Genomic DNA, 19,235 nt, shown 5'->3' on the forward strand with positions numbered 1-19,235 from the left:
CCCCGATGCGTTTCAACCTTTCCGAATGGGCGCTGCATAACCGCCAGATCGTACTGTTCCTGATGATTTTGCTGGCGGTCGTCGGCGCGTTGTCCTACACAAAACTGGGCCAGAGCGAAGACCCGCCGTTCACCTTCAAGGCCATGGTGATCAAGACCAATTGGCCAGGTGCGACGGCCCAGGAAGTCTCGCGGCAAGTGACCGAGCGCATTGAAAAGAAGCTGATGGAAACCGGTGAGTACGAGCGGATTGTCTCGTTTTCTCGCCCGGGTGAATCCCAGGTGACCTTCATGGCCCGGGACTCGATGCATTCGGCAGAGATCCCCGACCTCTGGTATCAGGTGCGCAAGAAGGTCAGCGACATCCGCCAGACCTTGCCGCCGGGGATCCAGGGACCGTTCTTCAACGATGAATTCGGCACTACCTTCGGCAATATCTATGCGCTGACCGGCGAGGGTTTCGATTACGCGGTGCTCAAGGACTACGCCGACCGTATCCAGATCCAGCTGCAACGGGTCAAGGATGTGGGCAAGGTCGACTTGCTCGGGCTGCAGGACGAGAAGATCTGGATCGAACTGTCCAACGTCAAACTCGCCACCCTGGGATTGCCGTTGGCCACGGTGCAGCAAGCGCTGGAAGAACAGAACGCGATGTCCAACGCCGGGTTCTTTGAAACCTCCAGTGAGCGTTTGCAGCTGCGGGTAACGGGCAATTTTCAGACGGTCGACGAGATCAGGAATTTTCCGATCCGTGTCGGCGACCGGACCTTCCGTATCGCCGATGTGGCGGATGTGCGCCGTGGATTCAACGATCCACCGGCGCCGCGCATGCGCTTCATGGGTGAGGACGCTATCGGCCTGGCCGTGGCGATGAAGGATGGCGGCGACATTCTGGTGCTCGGCAAGGCACTGGAACTGGAGTTCGAGCGTATCCAGAAAAACCTGCCGGCCGGCATGCAACTGCGCAAGGTCTCTGACCAGCCCGCCGCGGTGAAAAGCAGCGTCGGCGAGTTCGTCCGGGTGCTGGTAGAAGCGCTGGCGATTGTCTTGCTGGTGAGCTTCTTCTCCCTCGGTGTGCGCACCGGCATGGTGGTTGCCCTGGCGATTCCGTTGGTGTTGGCAATGACGTTTGCCTGCATGTATTACCTCGGAATCGGCCTGCACAAAATCTCTCTCGGCGCGTTGGTGCTGGCCTTGGGATTGCTGGTAGACGACGCGATCATCGCCGTGGAAATGATGGCGATCAAAATGGAGCAGGGCTACGACCGGCTCAAGGCTGCCAGCTTTGCCTGGACCAGCACCGCGTTCCCGATGCTCACCGGGACGTTGATCACCGCGGCTGGTTTCCTGCCGATTGCCACCGCGCAATCGGGCACTGGTGAATACACCCGCTCGATCTTCCAGGTGGTGACCATCGCGTTGTTGGCCTCGTGGGTCGCCGCGGTGATGTTTGTGCCTTATCTCGGTGAAAAGCTCCTGCCGGACCTGGCGAAAATTCACGCTGCCAAACACGGTGCTGGTCAGCCGGACCCTTATGGCACGCCGTTCTATCAACGCGTCCGGCGTCTGGTGGAGTGGTGCGTGCGCCGACGTAAAACTGTGATTACGCTGACCATCCTGCTATTCGTGGCCTCGGTGCTGTTGTTCCGTTTTGTGCCGCAGCAGTTCTTCCCGGCCTCCGGGCGACTGGAACTGATGGTTGATCTGAAACTGGCCGAAGGCGCCTCGTTGAGCAACACCACCGAGGAGGTCAAGCGCCTGGAAGCGCTGCTCAAGGAGCACGCGGGCATCGACAACTATGTCGCTTATGTCGGCACCGGTTCGCCGCGTTTTTACCTGCCGCTGGACCAGCAATTGCCGGCGGCGAGCTTCGCGCAATTCGTGGTGCTGGCGAAAACCATCGAGGAGCGTGAAAGCCTGCGCACCTGGCTGATCGAAACCCTGAACGAACAATTCCCGGCCCTGCGCTCGCGGGTCACGCGCCTGGAAAACGGTCCGCCAGTGGGTTATCCGGTGCAGTTCCGGGTCACCGGCGAACACATTGAAGAAGTCCGCGCGCTGGCCCGTAAAGTCGCGGCCAAGGTGCGTGAGAACCCGCATGTGGTCAACGTGCACCTGGACTGGGAAGAGCCGAGCAAAGTGGTGTACCTGAACGTCGATCAGGACCGCGCGCGGGCTTTGGGCGTAAGCACGGCAAACCTGTCGAGGTTCTTGCAAAGCTCGCTGACAGGTGTAAGCGTCAGCCAGTACCGTGAAGACAACGAGTTGATCGAGATCCTCTTGCGCGGCACCTTGCACGAACGCACCGAGCTGTCGCTGCTGTCGAGCCTGGCGGTGCCGACCGACAACGGCAAAAGTGTCGCGCTGTCGCAGGTGGCTACCCTGGAATATGGCTTCGAAGAAGGCGTTATCTGGCACCGCAACCGCTTGCCAAACGTGACGATTCGCGCCGATATCTATGACAAGGAGCAACCGGCTACCTTGGTCCAGCAGATCCTTCCGACACTGGAGCCGATTCGCGCCGAACTGCCTGACGGCTATTTGCTGGACGTCGGCGGCACGGTAGAAGACTCGACCCGTGGCCAGGATTCGGTGAAGGCCGGTGTGCCGTTGTTCATCGTCGTTGTGCTGACCTTGCTGATGCTGCAACTGCGCAGCTTCTCACGCACCGCGATGGTGTTTCTGACGGCGCCGTTGGGATTGATCGGCGTCACCCTGTTCCTGATGGTGTTCCGTCAGCCGTTCGGTTTCGTGGCCATGCTCGGGACCATCGCGCTGTCGGGGATGATCATGCGTAACTCGGTGATCCTGGTGGACCAGATCGAACAGGACATCCTCGGCGGGCTCAAACCCTGGCAAGCGATCATCGAAGCCACGGTGCGGCGTTTCCGGCCTATCGTGCTGACCGCACTGGCCGCCGTGCTGGCGATGATTCCGCTGTCGCGCAGCGTGTTCTTCGGACCGATGGCGGTGGCGATCATGGGCGGCTTGATCGTCGCGACAGCGCTGACCTTGCTGTTCCTGCCAGCGCTGTATGCGGCGTGGTTCAAGGTCAAGAAAGAATCGGTCTGATCCCGGCAGTACCTTGTCTCAATTTTTTGAAAAATTGAGACAAGGCTGCTTCTGTGTTGTACTCATAACTCAGTTTCACGAGTTTTTGAGACAGCGATGATAAAAAGCCCTCCAGCCATAGACCCGAGTCTTTTCGACGCACTCGGCCAATCGCCTCACAAGGAAAAGCTGGTCGACTATCTGGCACTGCTCAAACCGCTGGATGATCAGGGGCGTTACTTGCCGTTCGATGATCTGCGTTTTCGCTGGCCGCCCGGTCTTGATCCGACCTTGTGCTGGGCCTTGGTGAAAAAGGCCCGCGTGGCGCAGTACGTGCGCTTGTTGCCGCTGGGCGAGCCGAGCCAATGGGGTCAGTTCGTGCTGACACCGCTGGCGCAGAAAACCCTCTCGACGGTTGATCGTCAGGCAACCACCGCCGCGCTGGAATACATGACTCATCATATCGGTGAGACGGCGCATTTCAGTTACCTGCTCAATGATTTGATCGAAGACGAAGCGATCAGCAGCAGCCAGCTCGAGGGCGCCGCGACCACCACGCTGGTGGCCAAGGACATGCTCAAGCGCAATCGCCTGCCGCGTACCCCGGATGAGCGGATGGTCATCGGCAACTACAAAATGATGATCTTCGCCTGGGAGAAACGTCACGAACCATTGAGTGTCGAGCTGATCCGGCAACTTCATCGTGTCGGCGTCGAAGGCATTGATGACGCGCTGTATTCGCCGGGACTTTTTCGCAGCAATGATCAAGTGGTGGTGCAGGATGGCGATGGCCATACCGTTCATACACCACCGCCAGCCGCCGGTATCAGCGCTCGGCTCGATGGATTGGCGAGCTGGATCAACCAGCCCCACGACGACCCTCTACGCGTTGATTATGTGCACCCGATGATCAAGGCCATCGCCCTGCATTTTGCGCTGGGCTACGAGCATCCGTTTCGCGATGGCAATGGCCGGGTGGCGCGGGCGTTGTTTTACTGGTTCATGTTCAAGAATGACTTCTCGGCATTTCGCTACATCGCGATCAGCATTCTGCTGCGCAATGCACCGGTGAAGTACGGTCGGTCTTATGTGCATACCGAGAGTGACGGGCTGGACCTGACGTATTTCATCGATTACCAGTGTTCGGTGATTTTGCGGGCCGTCACCGGGTTCACGGCGGCTTATCAAAAAAGCCTGGTTTATGCCGAAGGTTTTGATCGTTGGCTGGAGGAATCCGGGCTTTTCAAGCAGTTGACCGAGAAGCAGCGCACGCTGTTTCAGATTGCCAAGAGCGGCATGGCCAAGGAGTTTACCGCGGTCAATGTGAAGGAAAACCTGAACTGCTCCTACAACACGGCGGCCACGACCTTGAACGGTTTGGTTGAGTTGAAGCTGTTCGAGAAGAAAAAGATGGGCCGTGAGTGGGTGTTCTTTTTACGCGGACGTCAGTGATTGGATGATCGTTCCCACGCTCCGCGTGGGAATGCCGCCATGGACGCTCTGCGTCCGCTGTGGATGTGACGCGGAGCGTCACGGGATGCATTCCCACGCGGAGCGTGGGAACGATCGACGCAGTGGTGCTAGGTCTCTGGTTGATCAACGTTATCCAGCGCGCGGTTCACCGCCAGTTCCGCCAGGGCAACCATCTGCTGAATCGCCAGTGCGCTGTTGCGTTTGGGGCCGTCGAGTTCAAACGCCAGGTCGCTGGCCATGACATTGGCCGATGCCAGGGTTTCGCAGGCGTGGGCCAGCAGGGTTTCGCTGTCGACCTGCGGGGCGATGACGAAGATGCAACTGGGGCGACGGTCGGTCAGCAACTTCCTGGTTTCAGGTAACAACAGGTAATGATCGAGCGCCCGGTGGGCGGCGGCGTGGAGCTCTTTCGAGTCGAGGGACGCGTAGGGGGACACGCTTTCGGCGTCGGCTTCGGGGGGATTGGGTGTGGGCTTGAACATGGCGAAACTCCTCAGTGTACGGAGTCGCAACCTATGGGCTACCAACCAATAGGGTGGCGACTGAACGCAGGTTGGTAGCCCGGCCACCAAGGAAACCGGTGCGCCCGAAGGCGCCCTGCGCACAGCCGCCATAACAAACAGTAGGCCAAAAGAAACCGCCCACCGTGTGGAAATGTCGGCGCTGTGCGCCTTGGAGAACACCGGGCTACCAAACCCGATCGCTGATTTTCAGCGACCCGGAGACGATAGAGCCCAGTGCCCAAGCGCACAAGCCGGCGGATTCTGGCGTAGGTGTAGGGCGCAACGCAAGACGCTGTGGCTTGTGACGAACACAGTTACCGCACAATTAAACACCGCGAACCTGATGTGGGAGCGACGGTGCGGCGATTGATCGTTCCCACGCTCCGCGTGGGAATGCATCCCGTGACGCTCTGCGTCACATCCCGAAGCGGACGCAGAGCGTCCATGGCGGCATTCCCACGCGGAGCGTGGGAACGATCAGCGGGGGGCAGGCTTAGAGCAAACCGAAGACTTTCTTCGCCAGGCTGGTCGCGGCTTCCGCCGGGTTGGCGCGGATGCCTTCTTCCTTCTGGGCGATCATCTTGAACAGGCCGTCCAGGGCCTTTTCCGTCACGTAGCCTTCAACGTTGGCACTCTTGGCATCGAGCACGCCGAAGGTTGCCGCCTGGCTGGCGAACGAGTTGTACTGCTTGGCCAGGCCTACCTGGTCGGTGGCTTGTTTGACGATCGGCAGGAACTTGGCGCGGATTTGTTCGCGGCTGGTCTTGTCCAGGTACTGGGTGGCCGAATCCTTGCCGCCGGTGAGGATGCCCTTGGCATCGGTCACGGTCATCTTTTTCACCGCATCCACCAGCAGGGCCTGGGCCTGCGGCATGGCCGCCTCCGCCGCCTTGTTCATGCTGGTTTCCAGTTGATCGACCTGGGCCCCCATGCCGAACTGTTTCATCTTGCTGGCGACCTTGCCCAGTTTGCCCGGCAGTTCGATCTTCACTTCAGGGTTGTTGCTGAAACCGCCCGGTTTGCCGAGCGTGGTGACGGCCGCAACGGCCCCCTGGGCCAGGGCGTCCTTGAGGCCGCCCGAGGCTTCGCCCTGGGAAAGGCTGCCCAGCGACAGCGCCAGTGCGCTGGCAGAAATCATCAGGCCTGCGCACAGGCCGGCGAAGCGAAGGGTAGAGCGGAGCATGGCAGTTTCCTTGTTCGATAAAAGCAATTAACGGACCGCGGACGGCTTTAAATCATTTAGTCGGCTTGCGGCGCAGGTGCGGGTTGATCCGCCGCATCTTCGCTGCGATGCAGCGCCACCTGACGGATCGACAAGCGAATTTCCGCCGGCAATACCCGTTTGGCGGCGCCTTCAGCGAGTTCGCCGAGCAGTTCGTGGTGGCTCAGCTTGCCGGCTTCGTCGCGCTTGAGCACGTCGAGGTTCAGCAGGGTCTGGATGAAGTGGCGGAACAGGCTCTTGTCGAAAAACTCCGGGGCGTTCAGGCCATGCAGGATCGACAGGCGCTGGGCCATGACCGTGCACAGGTCTTCCAGTTCTTCGGCGCTGAGGGTGTTCTGGCCGCTGTTGAGCAGCAGGGAAACCGTCATGTAGAAGCGCTGCAAGGTTTGCGCGATGCTCTTGGACAGCAAGGTCAGCAGCACGAAATGCCGGGAGCTTGGCGCCGGGCGCAAGTACACGTTGTTCTCGAAGCGCAGCAGACCTTGTTCGACAAAGGCTTCGAGCCATTGATCGATCACTGCATCCAGTTCGTCCAGCGACCAGCGAATGAACAACTCCGATTGCAGGTACGGGTACAGCGCACGGGCGTAGCGCAGGATTTGTTCGCGGCTCATGCGCGAGGCGCTTTGGAAGAAGCTTGCGAGCAACGCCGGCAGGGCGAAAATGTGCAGCACGTTGTTGCGGTAGTAGGTCATCAGGACGGCGTTTTGCTCGTCCAGATAAAGAATCTTGCCCAGCGCATCACTTTGCTCAGAGAGCAGATCCATGTCCTTGACGTGTTCGATCAACGCCCGGCCGTCACCTTCCGGCAGCGTGGTGTGCGGCGAGTAGGGCACTTTGCGCAGCAAGGCCAGATACAAATCGAGCACCCGCGCCATGGCGCGGTCATCCAGCGCCAGACGGCTGGTGGAGAGCAGGGCCAGCGCCACCAGGTTCACCGGGTTGATGGCGGCCGCTTCGTTCAAATGTCGCGCCACGCGCTCGCCGAGGCGGTTGGTGGCTGCGTTGAGCCAGGCGGGCTTGAACTGTGGGCCAAGCTCCTGGGTGCGCCAATCCGGTTGTTCGCTGTCGAGGAACTCCGCCAGCTTGATCGGCTCGCCGAAGTTCACCGCCACTTGGCCGAAGCGCTGCTTGAGCGCGCCGATGACTTTGAAGATGTCGAAGATCGACTCTTTCTTCTTGCTCGCGCCGCGCAGTTCACCGAGGTAGGTCCGGCCTTCCAGTACCCGCTCGTAACCGATGTACACCGGGATGAAGACGATCGGCATGCGCGACGAACGCAGGAAGCTGCGCAGGGTGATCGCCAGCATCCCGGTTTTCGGTTGCAGCATGCGCCCGGTGCGCGAACGGCCGCCCTCGACGAAGTACTCCACCGGGAAGCCTTTGGTGAACAGGGTGTGCAGGTATTCGTTGAACACCGAGGTGTAGAGCGGATTGCCCTTGAAGGTGCGGCGCATGAAGAACGCCCCGCCGCGCCGCAGCAGGCTGCCGATCACCGGCATGTTGAGGTTGATCCCGGCGGCGACGTGCGGCGGGGTCAGGCCGTTGCGAAACAGCAGGTAGGAGAGCAGCAGGTAATCGATGTGGCTGCGATGGCACGGCACGTAGATCACTTCGTGACCTTGGGCGACGTTCTGCACGCCTTCAATGTGGTTGACCTTGATCCCATCGTAGATCTTGTTCCAGAACCAGCTCAGCACCACTTCCAGAAAACGGATCGCGGTGTAGGTGTAGTCCGAGGCAATTTCGTTGCCGTAACGCAGGGCTTGCGCCTTGGCTTTCTCGGGTGAAATGTTTTCGCGCTCGGCTTCATCGAGGATCGCCTGTTTGACCAGTGGCTGATTCAGCAGGCCTTTGACCAGGTTGCGCCGGTGGGAAATGTCCGGGCCGATGACCGCGGCTTTCAGGTTGCGAAAGTGCACCCGCAAAATGCGTTGGGCCATGCGCACGGTGAGCTCAAAGCCCTTGTTGTGCTCGATCAGCTCGCGCAGGTGAATCGGCGCGGAGAATTGCACGCGGGTCTTGCGCCCCAGAATCATGATGCTCAGCAGTCGGCGCAGGCGCCCGGTCACCGCCCAGCTGTCAGCGAAGAGCAATTTCCACGGGCTCGACTCGCTGTCCGGCGACTGGCCCCAGAACACGCTGACCGGGATGATCTGCGCGTCTTCTGCGCCATTCTGGCTCAGGGCGCTAACGAGCCGGGTCAGGGTAGGCGGCGCGCCGCGTTTGTCCTGGCGGCCTAGCCAGTCGGGTTCAGGCGTCAGGTAGAAGAACGCGGCAGGCTCCAGCAGGTTGCCCACCGATGTCGGCAACACCGGGCGTGGCAGTCCGGCCTTGCTGCATTCGGTATCGACCACGGCGAGGTCGGTCAGCGAAGGATTTTGCAGGACGTAGAACACCGGACGACTGCGGTCGAGGTTGAGGGTGAAGGACGACTGATTGATCGTCTCCGAGCGAACCCAGAGGTACAACAGTCGGCGCAAGGCGCCAAACACCAGACGGCGGAACGGGGAGCGGGTCATACGGCTTCTGCTTTAGTTGAAAAAACCGAGCAAGCGCTCGGGGTCGGTAGTGTGCCGTATTCGTCGAAAATCGGCAAAAAAGCGCCGAAGTAATCTTGAGTTGAGAGTTTTTACGACTGTCATATACTCGGCCAGTCGTTTGCCACTATCGGCGCTGTTTCTTACAGTAAACCGAGCGCTGGCAAACGTTCTCAAGGCGTGTTCATGAGCACGCCGACCAATAATAAAAATAGGGGGATTGATTGATGGCAACGCGCGAGACCGGCAACGTGAAGTGGTTCAACGACGCCAAGGGCTACGGCTTCATTCAGCGTGAGGACGGGGCAGACGTATTCGTGCATTACCGCGCGATCCGTGGCGAAGGCCACCGCTCGTTGGCCGAAGGCCAGCAGGTTGAATACGCCGTGGTAGATGGGCAGAAAGGTTTGCAGGCTGAGGATGTAGTCGGCCTGTAACCCACGGACTGCGAAATCACCATCATTCCCTGTGGCGAGCGGGCTTGCCCGCGTTGGGTCGCGAAGCGGCCCCAAATTCAGCAAACGCAGTGTTTCAGGAAGTACGCGTTCGCTGGTTTTACGACTGCTGCGCAGTCGAACGGGGGCAAGCCCCCTCGCCACAAGGTTGTCCAGCAGGGTTAAGCAGTTTTCCAGGTGATTTCTTCTTCACCGTCGACGCTGATCCGAATCCAGCGATCCGCCGTCTCTTCACCTTCTTCCTCGACCCAGGTCCCTGGCGCGCAGCGCACTTCGACGTTCAGCGCGGCAAAGGCGGCGCGGGCGCAGGCGATATCGTCGTCCCACGGCGTCTGGTCGCTTTCCAGGTACAGGCTGTTCCACTTGCCCACGGCTTTTGGCAGCCAGGTCACAGGCACGTTGCCGGCCTTGCACTTGTAGGTCTGACCTTTCTGAACCCAGTCGGTGCAAGGGCCCAGAGCCGCGCCGAGCCAGGTGGCGATGGCCTTGTAGTCGACGTCGGCGTCTTTCAGGTAAATCTCGATATCGGGTTGGCGCATGGATGTTCCTCACTGCGGGTTTCGAAAAATCCATTCGCGGATTTAGCCGGCCTCAAGCCACTGCTCAAGGCCAAAAGTTAAAGGGTTGCTCTCAAATAATTACTGCAAAACGAAATAATCGTAGCGCATCGACACGCTGACCTCGAACGGCTCGGCCTGTTCGATGACGGCCGCCCGGCGTTCGGCACTCGCGCGCCAGCCGTGAGGCGTCATGGCCAGCAGGTTGGCGCGGTCCTGGCCGCTGACCAGATTCAGCTTGAATTCCAGGGTTTCGCTGTGTTGCAGCGTCATGCCTTCCGGCACCAGCGCCAGGTGCTTGTCATCGGTGTATTCGCGCACTTCGTCATACAGACGCTCACGCAGTTCCATCAGATGACCGCTGGTCGGCCCGACTTTCATCAAGCCGCCACCCGGGCTGAGCAGGCGTTTGGCTTCCTGCCAGTCGAGCGGGCTGAACACACTGGCGAGGAACTGGCAGCTGGCATCGGCCAACGGCACCCGGGCCATGCTGGCGATCAACCAGGTCAGCTGCGGATTGCGTTTGCAGGCGCGCTTGACGGCTTCGCGGGAGATGTCCAGCGCGTAGCCGTCGGCATTCGGCAGGGCGTCGGCGATTTGCGCGGTGTAGTAACCCTCGCCACAACCGATGTCCAGCCAGCGCTGCGGCGCGCGTTCGGCGGCCAGCTCGGCGAGACGCTTGGCTACCGGCGCGTAATGTCCGGCATTCAAGAAGTCGCGACGGGCCTCAACCATTGCCTGGTTGTCGCCCGGATCACGGCTGTTCTTGTGCTGCACCGGCAGCAGGTTCAGGTAACCCTGGCGGGCACGGTCGAAGCGATGCCCGGCCGGGCACGCCACGCCGTTGTCGACCGCGTTCAGCGGCGCGCTGCAGATAGGGCAGGCGAGCATCAGGCGAGCAACTTGATCAGGGTCTGGTAGTAGATTTCGGTCAGTACGTCGAGATCGCTGGCCAGCACTCGCTCGTTGACCTGGTGAATCGTCGCGTTGACCGGGCCAAGCTCGACCACTTGCGTACCCATGGTCGCGATGAAGCGTCCGTCCGAAGTGCCACCGCTGGTGGATGCTTTGGTCTCGCGACCGGTGATGGTCTTGATACTCACCGACACCGCGTCGAGCAGGGCGCCTGGCTCGGTGAGGAACGGCAAACCGGACAGCGCCCAGTCGATGTGCCAGTCCAGGCCATGCTTGTCGAGGATGTCGGCCACTCGTTGTTGCAGGCCTTCAACGGTCGATTCGGTGGAGAAACGGAAGTTGAATACCGCCACCAGATCACCGGGAATGACGTTGGTCGCGCCGGTGCCGGAATTGACGTTGGAAATCTGGAAACTGGTTGGCGGGAAGAAATCGTTGCCGTGATCCCAGTGCTCGGCGGCCAGTTCGGCCAGGGCCGGAGCGGCGAGGTGGATCGGGTTCTTTGCCAGGTGCGGGTAAGCCACGTGACCTTGCACACCGCGCACGGTGAGCTTGGCGCCGAGGGAGCCGCGACGGCCGTTCTTGACCACGTCGCCGACCAGGGTGGTGCTCGACGGTTCGCCGACGATGCACCAGTCCAGACGCTCTTTGCGCGCCGCGAGGCGTTCGACCACCGCCTTGGTGCCGTGATGCGCCGGGCCTTCTTCGTCGCTGGTGATCAGGAATGCAACCTTGCCCTTGTGGTCCGGGTAGTCGGCGACAAAACGTTCGGCCGCCACGGTCATGGAGGCCAGGCTGCCTTTCATGTCCGCCGCACCACGGCCACAGAGCATGCCGTGTTCGTCGATCACCGCGTCGAACGGATCGATCTGCCAGGCCTGTACCGGACCGGTCGGCACCACGTCGGTGTGACCGGCGAAGCACAATACCGGGCCTTCGTGTTTGCCGTGGGTGGCCCAGAAGTTATCCACATCCTCGATGCGCATCGGCTCAAGCGCAAAACCGGCATCGCCCAGGCGCTGCATCATCTGCTTCTGGCAATCGGCGTCGACCGGCGTCACGGACGGACGACGGATCAGGTCGATGGCGAGTTGGAGGGTCGGCGAAAGGTCGGCGTGGGCCGTCATGTGAGAACTCCGAAGCTGTCAATGTGGGAGCGAGCCTGCTCGCGATGGTGCCATGACAATCAACATAGAGGTTGAATGTGACGGACTCATCGCGAGCAGGCTCGCTCCCACAGGTATTGGGTCAGGCCTTTAGGGCCAAGCCCCGCAAAATGGCGGATATCTTAAAGCAAAACGGCGGCCAGAGGCCGCCGTTTAGTGGTTTGCGCAGATTTAAGCGGCAGGTGCCGGCTCTGTCGCAAGCGTTGGTTTTGGCAGTGAAGACAGGAAGGCCATGATCAGCGCGGCCAGATACGGCAGCGACTGCACCAGCAACATGGTCACCCAGAAGCGCATGTCGTTGCTCGGGAGGCCTTGCACCAGGTAAATCCCCAGCGCCGCGCCCCACAACAGCAGCATGATGAACAGCTCTTCGCGCGCTTCCGAAATCGCTACCCAGAAGCCGTGGTTATCGGCATTTTTCGGGGTGCGGAAAAACGGAATGCTGCTGGTGAAGAAGCCGTACAGCACCGCTTTGGCGATGGTGTGCGACAACGCCAGGCCGGCCAATGCCGCGCAGAATGCGTCCTTCAGGTTGACCCCGACCGCACGGCGGTAGAGGAAAATGATCTTGCCCACCTTGAACACGAACAGCGCCAATGGCGGGATTGCGAAGATCAGCAGCGGTGGATCGACCCGTTGCGGCACGATGATCATCGCCGCCGACCAGAGCAGGGCGCCGACGGTGAAGAAGATGTTCATGCCATCCGCGACCCACGGCAACCAGCCCGCGAGGAAGTGGTAACGCTGGCCACGGGTCAGTTCGGTGTCCTTGCCACGCAACAGGCTGGCGGTGTGCCGCTTGATGATCTGAATCGCTCCGTAGGCCCAGCGGAAACGCTGTTTCTTGAAGTCGATAAAGGTATCGGGCATCAGGCCCTTGCCGTAACTGTTGTGGTAATACGCCGCCGACAGGCCTTTTTCGAACACCCGCAGACCCAGCTCGGCGTCTTCGCAGATGCACCAGTCGGCCCAGCCGAGTTCTTCGAGCACCGAGCGACGGGTCATGGTCATGGTGCCGTGCTGGATGATCGCGTCACGGTCGTTACGGGTGACCATGCCGATGTGGAAGAAGCCTTTGTATTCCGCGTAGCAGAGCTTCTTGAAGGTGCTTTCGTTCTGGTCGCGATAATCCTGTGGCGACTGCACCACGGCGATTTTCGGATCGGCGAAATGCGGCACCATGTGCTTGAGCCAGTTCGGATCGACGCAGTAGTCCGAGTCGATGACCGCGATGACTTCGGCATCCTTGGCGGTGTGCGGGATCAGGTAGTTCAGCGCGCCGCCCTTGAAACCGGCCAACGGCGAGACGTGGAAGAACTTGAAGCGCGGGCCGAGGGTTTCGCAATAGGCCTGCACCGGTTCCCAGACGGCCGGGTCCTTGGTGTTGTTGTCGATGATCAGGACTTCGAAGTCCGGATAGTCGAGATTGGCCAAGGCGTTGAGGGTCTGTTTGACCATCTCCGGCGGCTCGTTGTAGCACGGCACGTGGATCGAGACTTTCGGGCGGTAGTCCGAATCGCCCACCACCGGCAGGAATTCACGTCGACGTTTGTGGGTCCAGACGGTCTCGGCCAGTTCGTGGGCTTCGGTCAGCAGTACGATAAATACCCCGAGCGCACCGAGGGCGAGCAGGAAGCCCACCGTCAGGCTGAACCAGGTGCTGTATTGCTGGCTGTAGTCGTAAGCGATCCACACCAGTGCCGAGCCGCCGAGGAACGCGGTGAAGGTCAGGAAGGTCCGACCGCGCTGGCGCAGTGCCGAGCCGTCGATCATCAGCAAGGTCAGGGACAACAACGCCAGGACCACCGAGCCGATGGCCAACACTCGCCATTGCGGAATCGCGACGACCGGGCCTTCGAAGTTGAATTTCTGCTGACGCGCGGCGTTGAACACGCCCCAGTAGGCGCCTACCGAACCTTCGTCGCTGGCTTTCCAAGGCTGGTCAAATGCTTCGATCACGAAGTAGTTGAAGCCCTGGCGGTTGAGTTTGTTCACCAGTGTGCGCAGGTAAATCGCCTGGTCAGCCGGGGTCGCATCAGCACCACCGCGCATGCGGCCATTGCTCGGCCAGCCCACTTCGGACAACAGCAGCGGCTTTTTCGGGAAGAGTTTTTTCAGGTCGCGGGCACGGTCCAGAACAAACTGGCCGGCCTGGTCCACCGGGATGAATTCCCAATACGGCAGGATGTGAGCCGCGATCAGGTCGACGTGCTTGGCCAGCATCGGGTTTTCTTCCCAGACGTGCCACTGCTCGGACGTGGTGACCGGGACTTTTACCGCTGCGCGCACGCGATCGAGGATCACGCTCAATTGCTCGGCGGTGATTTCCTTGCGGAAGATCGCTTCGTTACCGACCACCACGCGTACAACGCTGCGCGAGCTGTTGGCCAGCTCGATGGCGCGCTGGATCTCGCGTTCGTTGCGCTCAAGATCGGGGCTGATCCAGATCCCGAGCGTTACGCGCAGGCCGAATTCTTCCGCCAGTTTCGGGATGTCCTCCAGCGTACCGTCGACGGAGTAGGTCCGAATGTTGTCAGTCAGCTTGCTCATGATCTCCAGGTCGCGACGCATTTCATCGTCGGACGGGAACTGGTTTTTCTGTGGGAACTGGCCTTGCTGGAACGGCGAGTAAGAAAAACCGGAGATCTGCTCAGGCCAGTTGGGGGTCGTGACCGGGCGGTTGATCAGCGCCCAGAAACCGGTGAACAGCGCGGCAATCGCCAGCACTATCACCAGATTGAGTCCAAATTTACGCGATGACATAGCTATATCGGGTTCCAAAAGGTGTGGAACGAGGGGACGGTTGGCACGCGCCAATCGGCGCGCATCCTACACTGGCCTTCAACTGAGCGTACAGCAGACAGAAAAAAGCCGGACATTGGGCAAGCCATCTTCGCTTAAGTTCTTTTGTGTGACAAAAAATGTACATGTGCGGGCACAAATAAAGCACGACCCGCTGCCGTTTATAGCGCAAAGATGTTCTTGGCACGCATCGGCCCTATAATGCGCGCCGGTTTTTAGGGTAGTGGTCATGAGTACAGAAGATCCGCGGTTTGCTGGCATTGCCCGGTTGTATGGCATCGAAGGCCTTGCGCGTTTGCGCGCGGCCCATGTGGCGATTGTTGGCGTCGGTGGCGTCGGTTCCTGGGCGGCGGAAGCCATGGCCCGTTGCGGTGTCGGCGAAATCTCGCTGTTCGACCTCGATGATGTGTGCGTCAGCAACGTCAATCGTCAGTTGCATGCACTGGACAGCACCGTCGGCAAACCCAAGGTCGAGGTGATGGCCGAGCGCTTGCGCGGGATCAACCCGGAATGCACCGTGCACGCGGTGGCGGATTTCGTTACGCGCGAGACCATGGCCGAATACATCACGCCAGACATCGATTGCGTGATCGACTGCATCGACAGCGTCAATGCCAAGGCTGCGCTGATCGCCTGGTGCAAGCGTCGCAAGATCCAGATCATTACCACGGGCGGTGCGGGCGGGCAGATCGATCCGACGCTGATCCAGGTGTGTGACCTGAACCGTACCTTCAATGACCCGCTGGCCTCGAAAGTGCGCTCTACGTTGCGTCGCGATTATGGTTTCTCGCGCACTGTGACCCGTCACTACAGCGTGCCGTGCGTATTCTCCACCGAGCAACTGCGCTATCCGAAACCCGATGGCAGCATTTGCTTGCAGAAGAGCTTTGTCGGCGATGGCGTGAAGCTCGACTGCGCCGGCGGTTTCGGCGCGGTGATGATGGTAACCGCGACTTTTGGCATGGTCGCCGCGACCAAGGCTGTGGATAAGATTGTGGCGGGTGTCCGGCGGCCGGCGGATAGGGCTAAGCCTGAGGCTTGATTGTTGAGGCTGATGGCCTCATCGCGAGCAGGCTCGCTCCCACATTGGAATGCGTTCACTGTGGGAGCGAGCCTGCTCGCGATGGCGATTAACCCGCCAACTCCTTCATCCGCTGTAACACGGCATTGAGACCATTACTGCGCGACGGAGATAGCTGTCTGCCCAGACCCAACTGATCAAACCAATCCGGCAAATCCACCTGTTGCAACTCGGCGGTGGTCAAACCGTTGACCCGCACCAGCAGCAGCGCCACCAACCCGCGAATCAACCGCGCATCGCTGCTGGCGGCAAACTGCCAATGGCCGTCTTGCAGCGCGCCCACCAGCCACACCTGACTTTCGCAGCCGTGTACGCGATTGGCGTCGGTTTTGTCTGCATCGCTCAACGGCGAAAGCCGTTCGCCCCATTGCATCAGCAAGCGAGCGCGTTGTTCCCAGCCGGCGGCGGCCTGAAAGGTTTCCAGTGCCGTAATGGCATCAGCCGGCAGGCTCATCGCAACAACTCCAGCGCTTGATCAAGGGCTTCAAAAAAGCGCTCAAGGTCTTCCGAGTCGTTGTACAGCGCCAACGACACCCGGATCGCCCCCGCCAGCTCGAAGCTTTTCAGCAACGGCATCGCGCAGTGATGCCCGGCACGCACGGCGATGCCCTGCTCGGTGAGCAGATGCGCCAAATCGGCGTTGTGCACGCCTTCGACGACAAAGCTGGCCAGCGCCAGTTGCGGTTTGCCCAGCAGGCGAATGCCATTGCGCGCCTGCAAGCCCTTCAACAGGTAATCATGCAGCGCGGCTTCGTGGGCGCACACGGCGTCCTGGTCCAGACCGGCGAGGTAATCGAGGGTCGCACCCAGGCCAATAACGCTGGCAATCGGCGGTGTGCCGGCTTCAAAGCCCAGCGGGGCCGGGCGGAAGCGCGCGTCGTGGTAGTTGGCGTCCAGCACCATCTCACCGCCGAACTGCCATGGGCGCAACTGTTGCAAGGCTTCGTTGCGGCCATACACCACGCCGAGACCGTCCGGGCCATAGAGTTTGTGGCTGGAAAAAACGTAAAAATCGCAGCCCAGTGCCTGCACGTCATGGCGGCCATGGACCACGCCTTGGGCGCCATCGACTACGGTCAAGGCGTTCTGCGCCTTGGCCAGCGCCAGCAACGGGGCTAACGGTTGCCACGCGCCGAGCACGTTGGACAACTGACTGACCGTCAGCAACCGCGTGCGCGGGCCGATCAGTTGGGCGGCGGCGTCGAGATCGATCAGACCGTCCGCGTCCAGGGGCAATACCACCAGTTTCAGCTCGCGACGGTGCGCCAATTGCTGCCACGGCAACAGGTTGGCGTGGTGTTCCAGGGCGCTGATGACAACTTCATCGCCCGGATTGAAAAGGTGTTCCAGGCCGTAGGCCAGGAGGTTCAGCGCAGAGGTTGCGCCGTGGGTAAAGATGATTTGCCCGCTTTCGCCAGCATTGAGCCAATGCGCGACTTTACTGCGGCTGTCTTCGAACGCCTGCGTGGCATGGGCGCCGGGCAGGTGTTGCGCACGATGGACGTTGGCCGCGCCGTTGGCGTAGTAGTGCGCCAGCGCATCGAGCAGGGCTTGGGGTTTCTGGGTGGTGGCGGCGTTGTCCAGATAGGTCTGGTCTTGCCGTTGCAGAGCGGCGATGGCCGGAAAATCGGCGCGCCAGGGCGAAGTAATCATCATATGTTCAGCCCTGTGAACATGGGCGGGTGAGGCCAGACCCTGTGGGAGCGGGCTTGCTCGCGAAGGCGTCCTTGAGGTCGCCAAAAGCTTCGCGAGCAAGCCCGCTCCCACAGGTGCCTGCGGCACTTAGTTGTGAGCGTGCAGCGCTTCGTTCAGTTCGATGGCCGATTTGTGGGTTTTGCATTCCACGGCACCGGTCTCCGAATTGCGGCGGAACAACAGGTCAGGCTGGCCGGCCAATTCGCGGGCCTTGAGCACTTTGACCAGTTTGTTGTTCTCGTCCAGCAGTGCCACCTTGGTGCCAGCGGTCACGTACAGGCCCGACTCGACGGTGTTGCGGTCACCCAATGGAATGCCGATACCGGCGTTGGCGCCGATCAGGCAACCTTCGCCAACCTTGATCACGATGTTGCCACCGCCCGACAGGGTGCCCATGGTCGAGCAACCGCCGCCCAGGTCCGAACCCTTGCCGACGAACACGCCAGCAGAGACGCGACCCTCGATCATGCCCGGGCCTTCGGTGCCAGCGTTGAAGTTGACGAAACCTTCATGCATCACGGTGGTGCCTTCACCCACGTAGGCGCCCAGACGGATACGCGCAGCGTCAGCGATACGCACGCCGGCCGGTACGACGTAGTCGGTCATTTTCGGGAACTTGTCGACCGAGAACACTTCCAGCAGCTCGCCACGCAGACGGGCTTCCAGTTGATGCTCGGCCAGTTCGCTCAGGTCGATTGCGCCCTGGCTGGTCCAGGCCACGTTCGGCAGCAACGGGAAGATCCCGGCCAGGTTCAGGCCGTGTGGCTTGACCAGGCGATGGGACAGCAGGTGCAGCTTGAGGTAGGCCTCAGGGGTGGAGCTCAGTTGTGCGTCTTCGGCCAGCAGGGTGGCGACCAGCGGCTTGTGGCTTTCGGCCAGGCGGGTCAGCAGCGCCGCTTGAGCAGCATCGACACCTTTCAGGGCTTCAGCCAGTTGCGCGGCTTGAGCGGTGCTGAACGCGATGGCCTGATTGCCTTCGGTGTAGCCCAGAATCGGCGCGATAGCGGCGACCAGTTCAGCCGATGGCTTGAGAACCGGGGCTGCATAAAACACTTCCAGCCATGCACCTTGACGGTTTTGAGTGCCGACACCAAAGGCCAGGCTGAACAGGGTAGTGGACATGTTTATACCTCTAACAAAATTGAACGGGCTGGCTTACTTGAGCGCTGCCGCGTAAATGTCTGGCTTGAAGCCAATCAGGGTTCGGTCACCGAGATCGAGCACCGGGCGCTTGATCATCGAAGGTTGTGCGAGCATCAGTTCGATAGCTTTCGCCTGGTCGAGATCGGCTTTGCGTTCGTCGTCGAGTTTGCGAAAGGTCGTGCCTGCACGGTTGAGCACCACTTGCCAGCCGTGCTCGTTGCACCACTGGGTCAGGTGTTCACGGTCGATTCCGGCCGTTTTGTAATCATGAAAGTCAAAATGAACAGCGTTTTCATCGAGCCAGGTGCGCGCCTTTTTCATGGTGTCGCAGGCTTTGATGCCGAAAAGGTGCAACGTTTTGCTTGAATCGGTCAAGGAATTGCCCCCTTTTGAGGTGCCGAAAATAAAAGGTGAAGGATTATGCCATGACCGAACGGCTTCGCGTCGGTCGTGGTCGGGTTTGTCCTTTTGCCGGGAGGATCATCGGTTCCGTGCGACATGGGTGCAACGGTCAGTCGCCAGTCTAAGAGACTGATATGGCACTTCAATGCTGTCGATTGCCGGGGCCCCGCGTTTTGTGCAAACCGCTTAGCCGTCCTGTCCTGCTGATACTGGTTGGCGTTTCACGGCTGA

15 protein-coding genes are annotated in these 19,235 nt (G+C 60.4%); 4 read left to right on the plus strand and 11 right to left on the minus strand.

Annotated elements, in window-relative coordinates; translation table 11 throughout:
• The first annotated feature begins 5 nt into the window (after positions 1-5).
• Positions 6-3,071: an efflux RND transporter permease subunit gene (locus BK658_RS11410; protein ID WP_123582372.1), complete on the plus strand. Its 3,066-nt coding sequence runs from the start codon at positions 6-8 to the stop codon at positions 3,069-3,071.
• 96 nt (positions 3,072-3,167) lie between these two features.
• A complete protein-coding gene (locus tag BK658_RS11415) occupies positions 3,168-4,502 on the plus strand; it encodes a Fic family protein (RefSeq protein WP_123582373.1) in 1,335 nt (444 codons plus the stop codon).
• Between the two features lie 128 nt (positions 4,503-4,630).
• Here BK658_RS11415 and BK658_RS11420 read toward each other — a convergent pair whose 3' ends face one another.
• The 3 genes from BK658_RS11420 to plsB form a co-directional block, all read right to left on the minus strand.
• Positions 4,631-5,005, minus strand: a complete 375-nt coding sequence (locus tag BK658_RS11420; RefSeq protein WP_123582374.1) for a DUF6124 family protein — start codon at positions 5,003-5,005, stop codon at positions 4,631-4,633.
• A 514-nt stretch (positions 5,006-5,519) separates the two neighbouring features.
• Positions 5,520-6,209: a DUF4197 domain-containing protein gene (locus tag BK658_RS11425; protein WP_123582375.1), complete on the minus strand. Its 690-nt coding sequence runs from the start codon at positions 6,207-6,209 to the stop codon at positions 5,520-5,522.
• 56 nt (positions 6,210-6,265) lie between these two features.
• Entirely contained in the window at positions 6,266-8,770 is a 2,505-nt protein-coding gene (gene plsB, locus BK658_RS11430) for a glycerol-3-phosphate 1-O-acyltransferase PlsB (RefSeq protein ID WP_123582376.1), read from the minus strand.
• Between the two features lie 245 nt (positions 8,771-9,015).
• Here plsB and BK658_RS11435 point away from each other — a divergent pair, with 245 nt between their 5' ends.
• Positions 9,016-9,225, plus strand: a complete 210-nt coding sequence (locus BK658_RS11435) for a cold shock domain-containing protein (RefSeq protein ID WP_054595898.1) — start codon at positions 9,016-9,018, stop codon at positions 9,223-9,225.
• A 179-nt stretch (positions 9,226-9,404) separates the two neighbouring features.
• Here BK658_RS11435 and BK658_RS11440 read toward each other — a convergent pair whose 3' ends face one another.
• The 4 genes from BK658_RS11440 to BK658_RS11455 form a co-directional block, all read right to left on the minus strand.
• Positions 9,405-9,782 carry a hypothetical protein gene (locus tag BK658_RS11440; protein WP_054595899.1) on the minus strand — a complete coding sequence of 126 codons (378 nt, stop codon included), beginning with the start codon at positions 9,780-9,782 and terminating at the stop codon, positions 9,405-9,407.
• Positions 9,783-9,881: 99 nt separating this feature from the next.
• Positions 9,882-10,691, minus strand: a complete 810-nt coding sequence (locus BK658_RS11445; RefSeq protein ID WP_123582377.1) for a putative RNA methyltransferase — start codon at positions 10,689-10,691, stop codon at positions 9,882-9,884.
• Positions 10,691-11,842, minus strand: coding sequence for a succinyl-diaminopimelate desuccinylase (dapE, locus tag BK658_RS11450; RefSeq protein WP_123582378.1), 1,152 nt, complete (start codon positions 11,840-11,842; stop codon positions 10,691-10,693). The genes BK658_RS11445 and dapE overlap by 1 nt, the downstream gene beginning before the upstream one ends.
• Positions 11,843-12,052: 210 nt before the next feature.
• Positions 12,053-14,644: a glycosyltransferase gene (locus BK658_RS11455; protein ID WP_123582379.1), complete on the minus strand. Its 2,592-nt coding sequence runs from the start codon at positions 14,642-14,644 to the stop codon at positions 12,053-12,055.
• Positions 14,645-14,912: 268 nt separating this feature from the next.
• Between BK658_RS11455 and tcdA the strand changes: the two genes are divergently transcribed.
• Positions 14,913-15,725, plus strand: a complete 813-nt coding sequence (tcdA, locus tag BK658_RS11460) for a tRNA cyclic N6-threonylcarbamoyladenosine(37) synthase TcdA (protein WP_404943176.1) — start codon at positions 14,913-14,915, stop codon at positions 15,723-15,725.
• Between the two features lie 88 nt (positions 15,726-15,813).
• Here the strand turns inward: tcdA and BK658_RS11465 are convergent, their stop codons facing one another.
• The 4 genes from BK658_RS11465 to BK658_RS11485 form a co-directional block, all read right to left on the minus strand.
• Positions 15,814-16,218 carry a SufE family protein gene (locus BK658_RS11465; RefSeq protein WP_123582381.1) on the minus strand — a complete coding sequence of 135 codons (405 nt, stop codon included), beginning with the start codon at positions 16,216-16,218 and terminating at the stop codon, positions 15,814-15,816.
• Positions 16,215-17,420: an aminotransferase class V-fold PLP-dependent enzyme gene (locus BK658_RS11470; protein ID WP_123582382.1), complete on the minus strand. Its 1,206-nt coding sequence runs from the start codon at positions 17,418-17,420 to the stop codon at positions 16,215-16,217. The genes BK658_RS11465 and BK658_RS11470 overlap by 4 nt, the downstream gene beginning before the upstream one ends.
• Before the next feature lie 126 nt (positions 17,421-17,546).
• Positions 17,547-18,581 (minus strand): 2,3,4,5-tetrahydropyridine-2,6-dicarboxylate N-succinyltransferase, encoded by a 1,035-nt coding sequence (gene dapD / locus BK658_RS11480; RefSeq protein ID WP_123582384.1) that lies wholly within the window; start codon positions 18,579-18,581, stop codon positions 17,547-17,549.
• Positions 18,582-18,614: 33 nt separating this feature from the next.
• Positions 18,615-18,977, minus strand: coding sequence for an ArsC family reductase (locus BK658_RS11485; RefSeq protein WP_221178606.1), 363 nt, complete (start codon positions 18,975-18,977; stop codon positions 18,615-18,617).
• Positions 18,978-19,235 lie beyond the last annotated feature (258 nt).

Source organism: Pseudomonas brassicacearum, from assembly GCF_003732175.1.
In the GTDB taxonomy this organism is placed as follows: domain Bacteria; phylum Pseudomonadota; class Gammaproteobacteria; order Pseudomonadales; family Pseudomonadaceae; genus Aquipseudomonas; species Aquipseudomonas brassicacearum_G.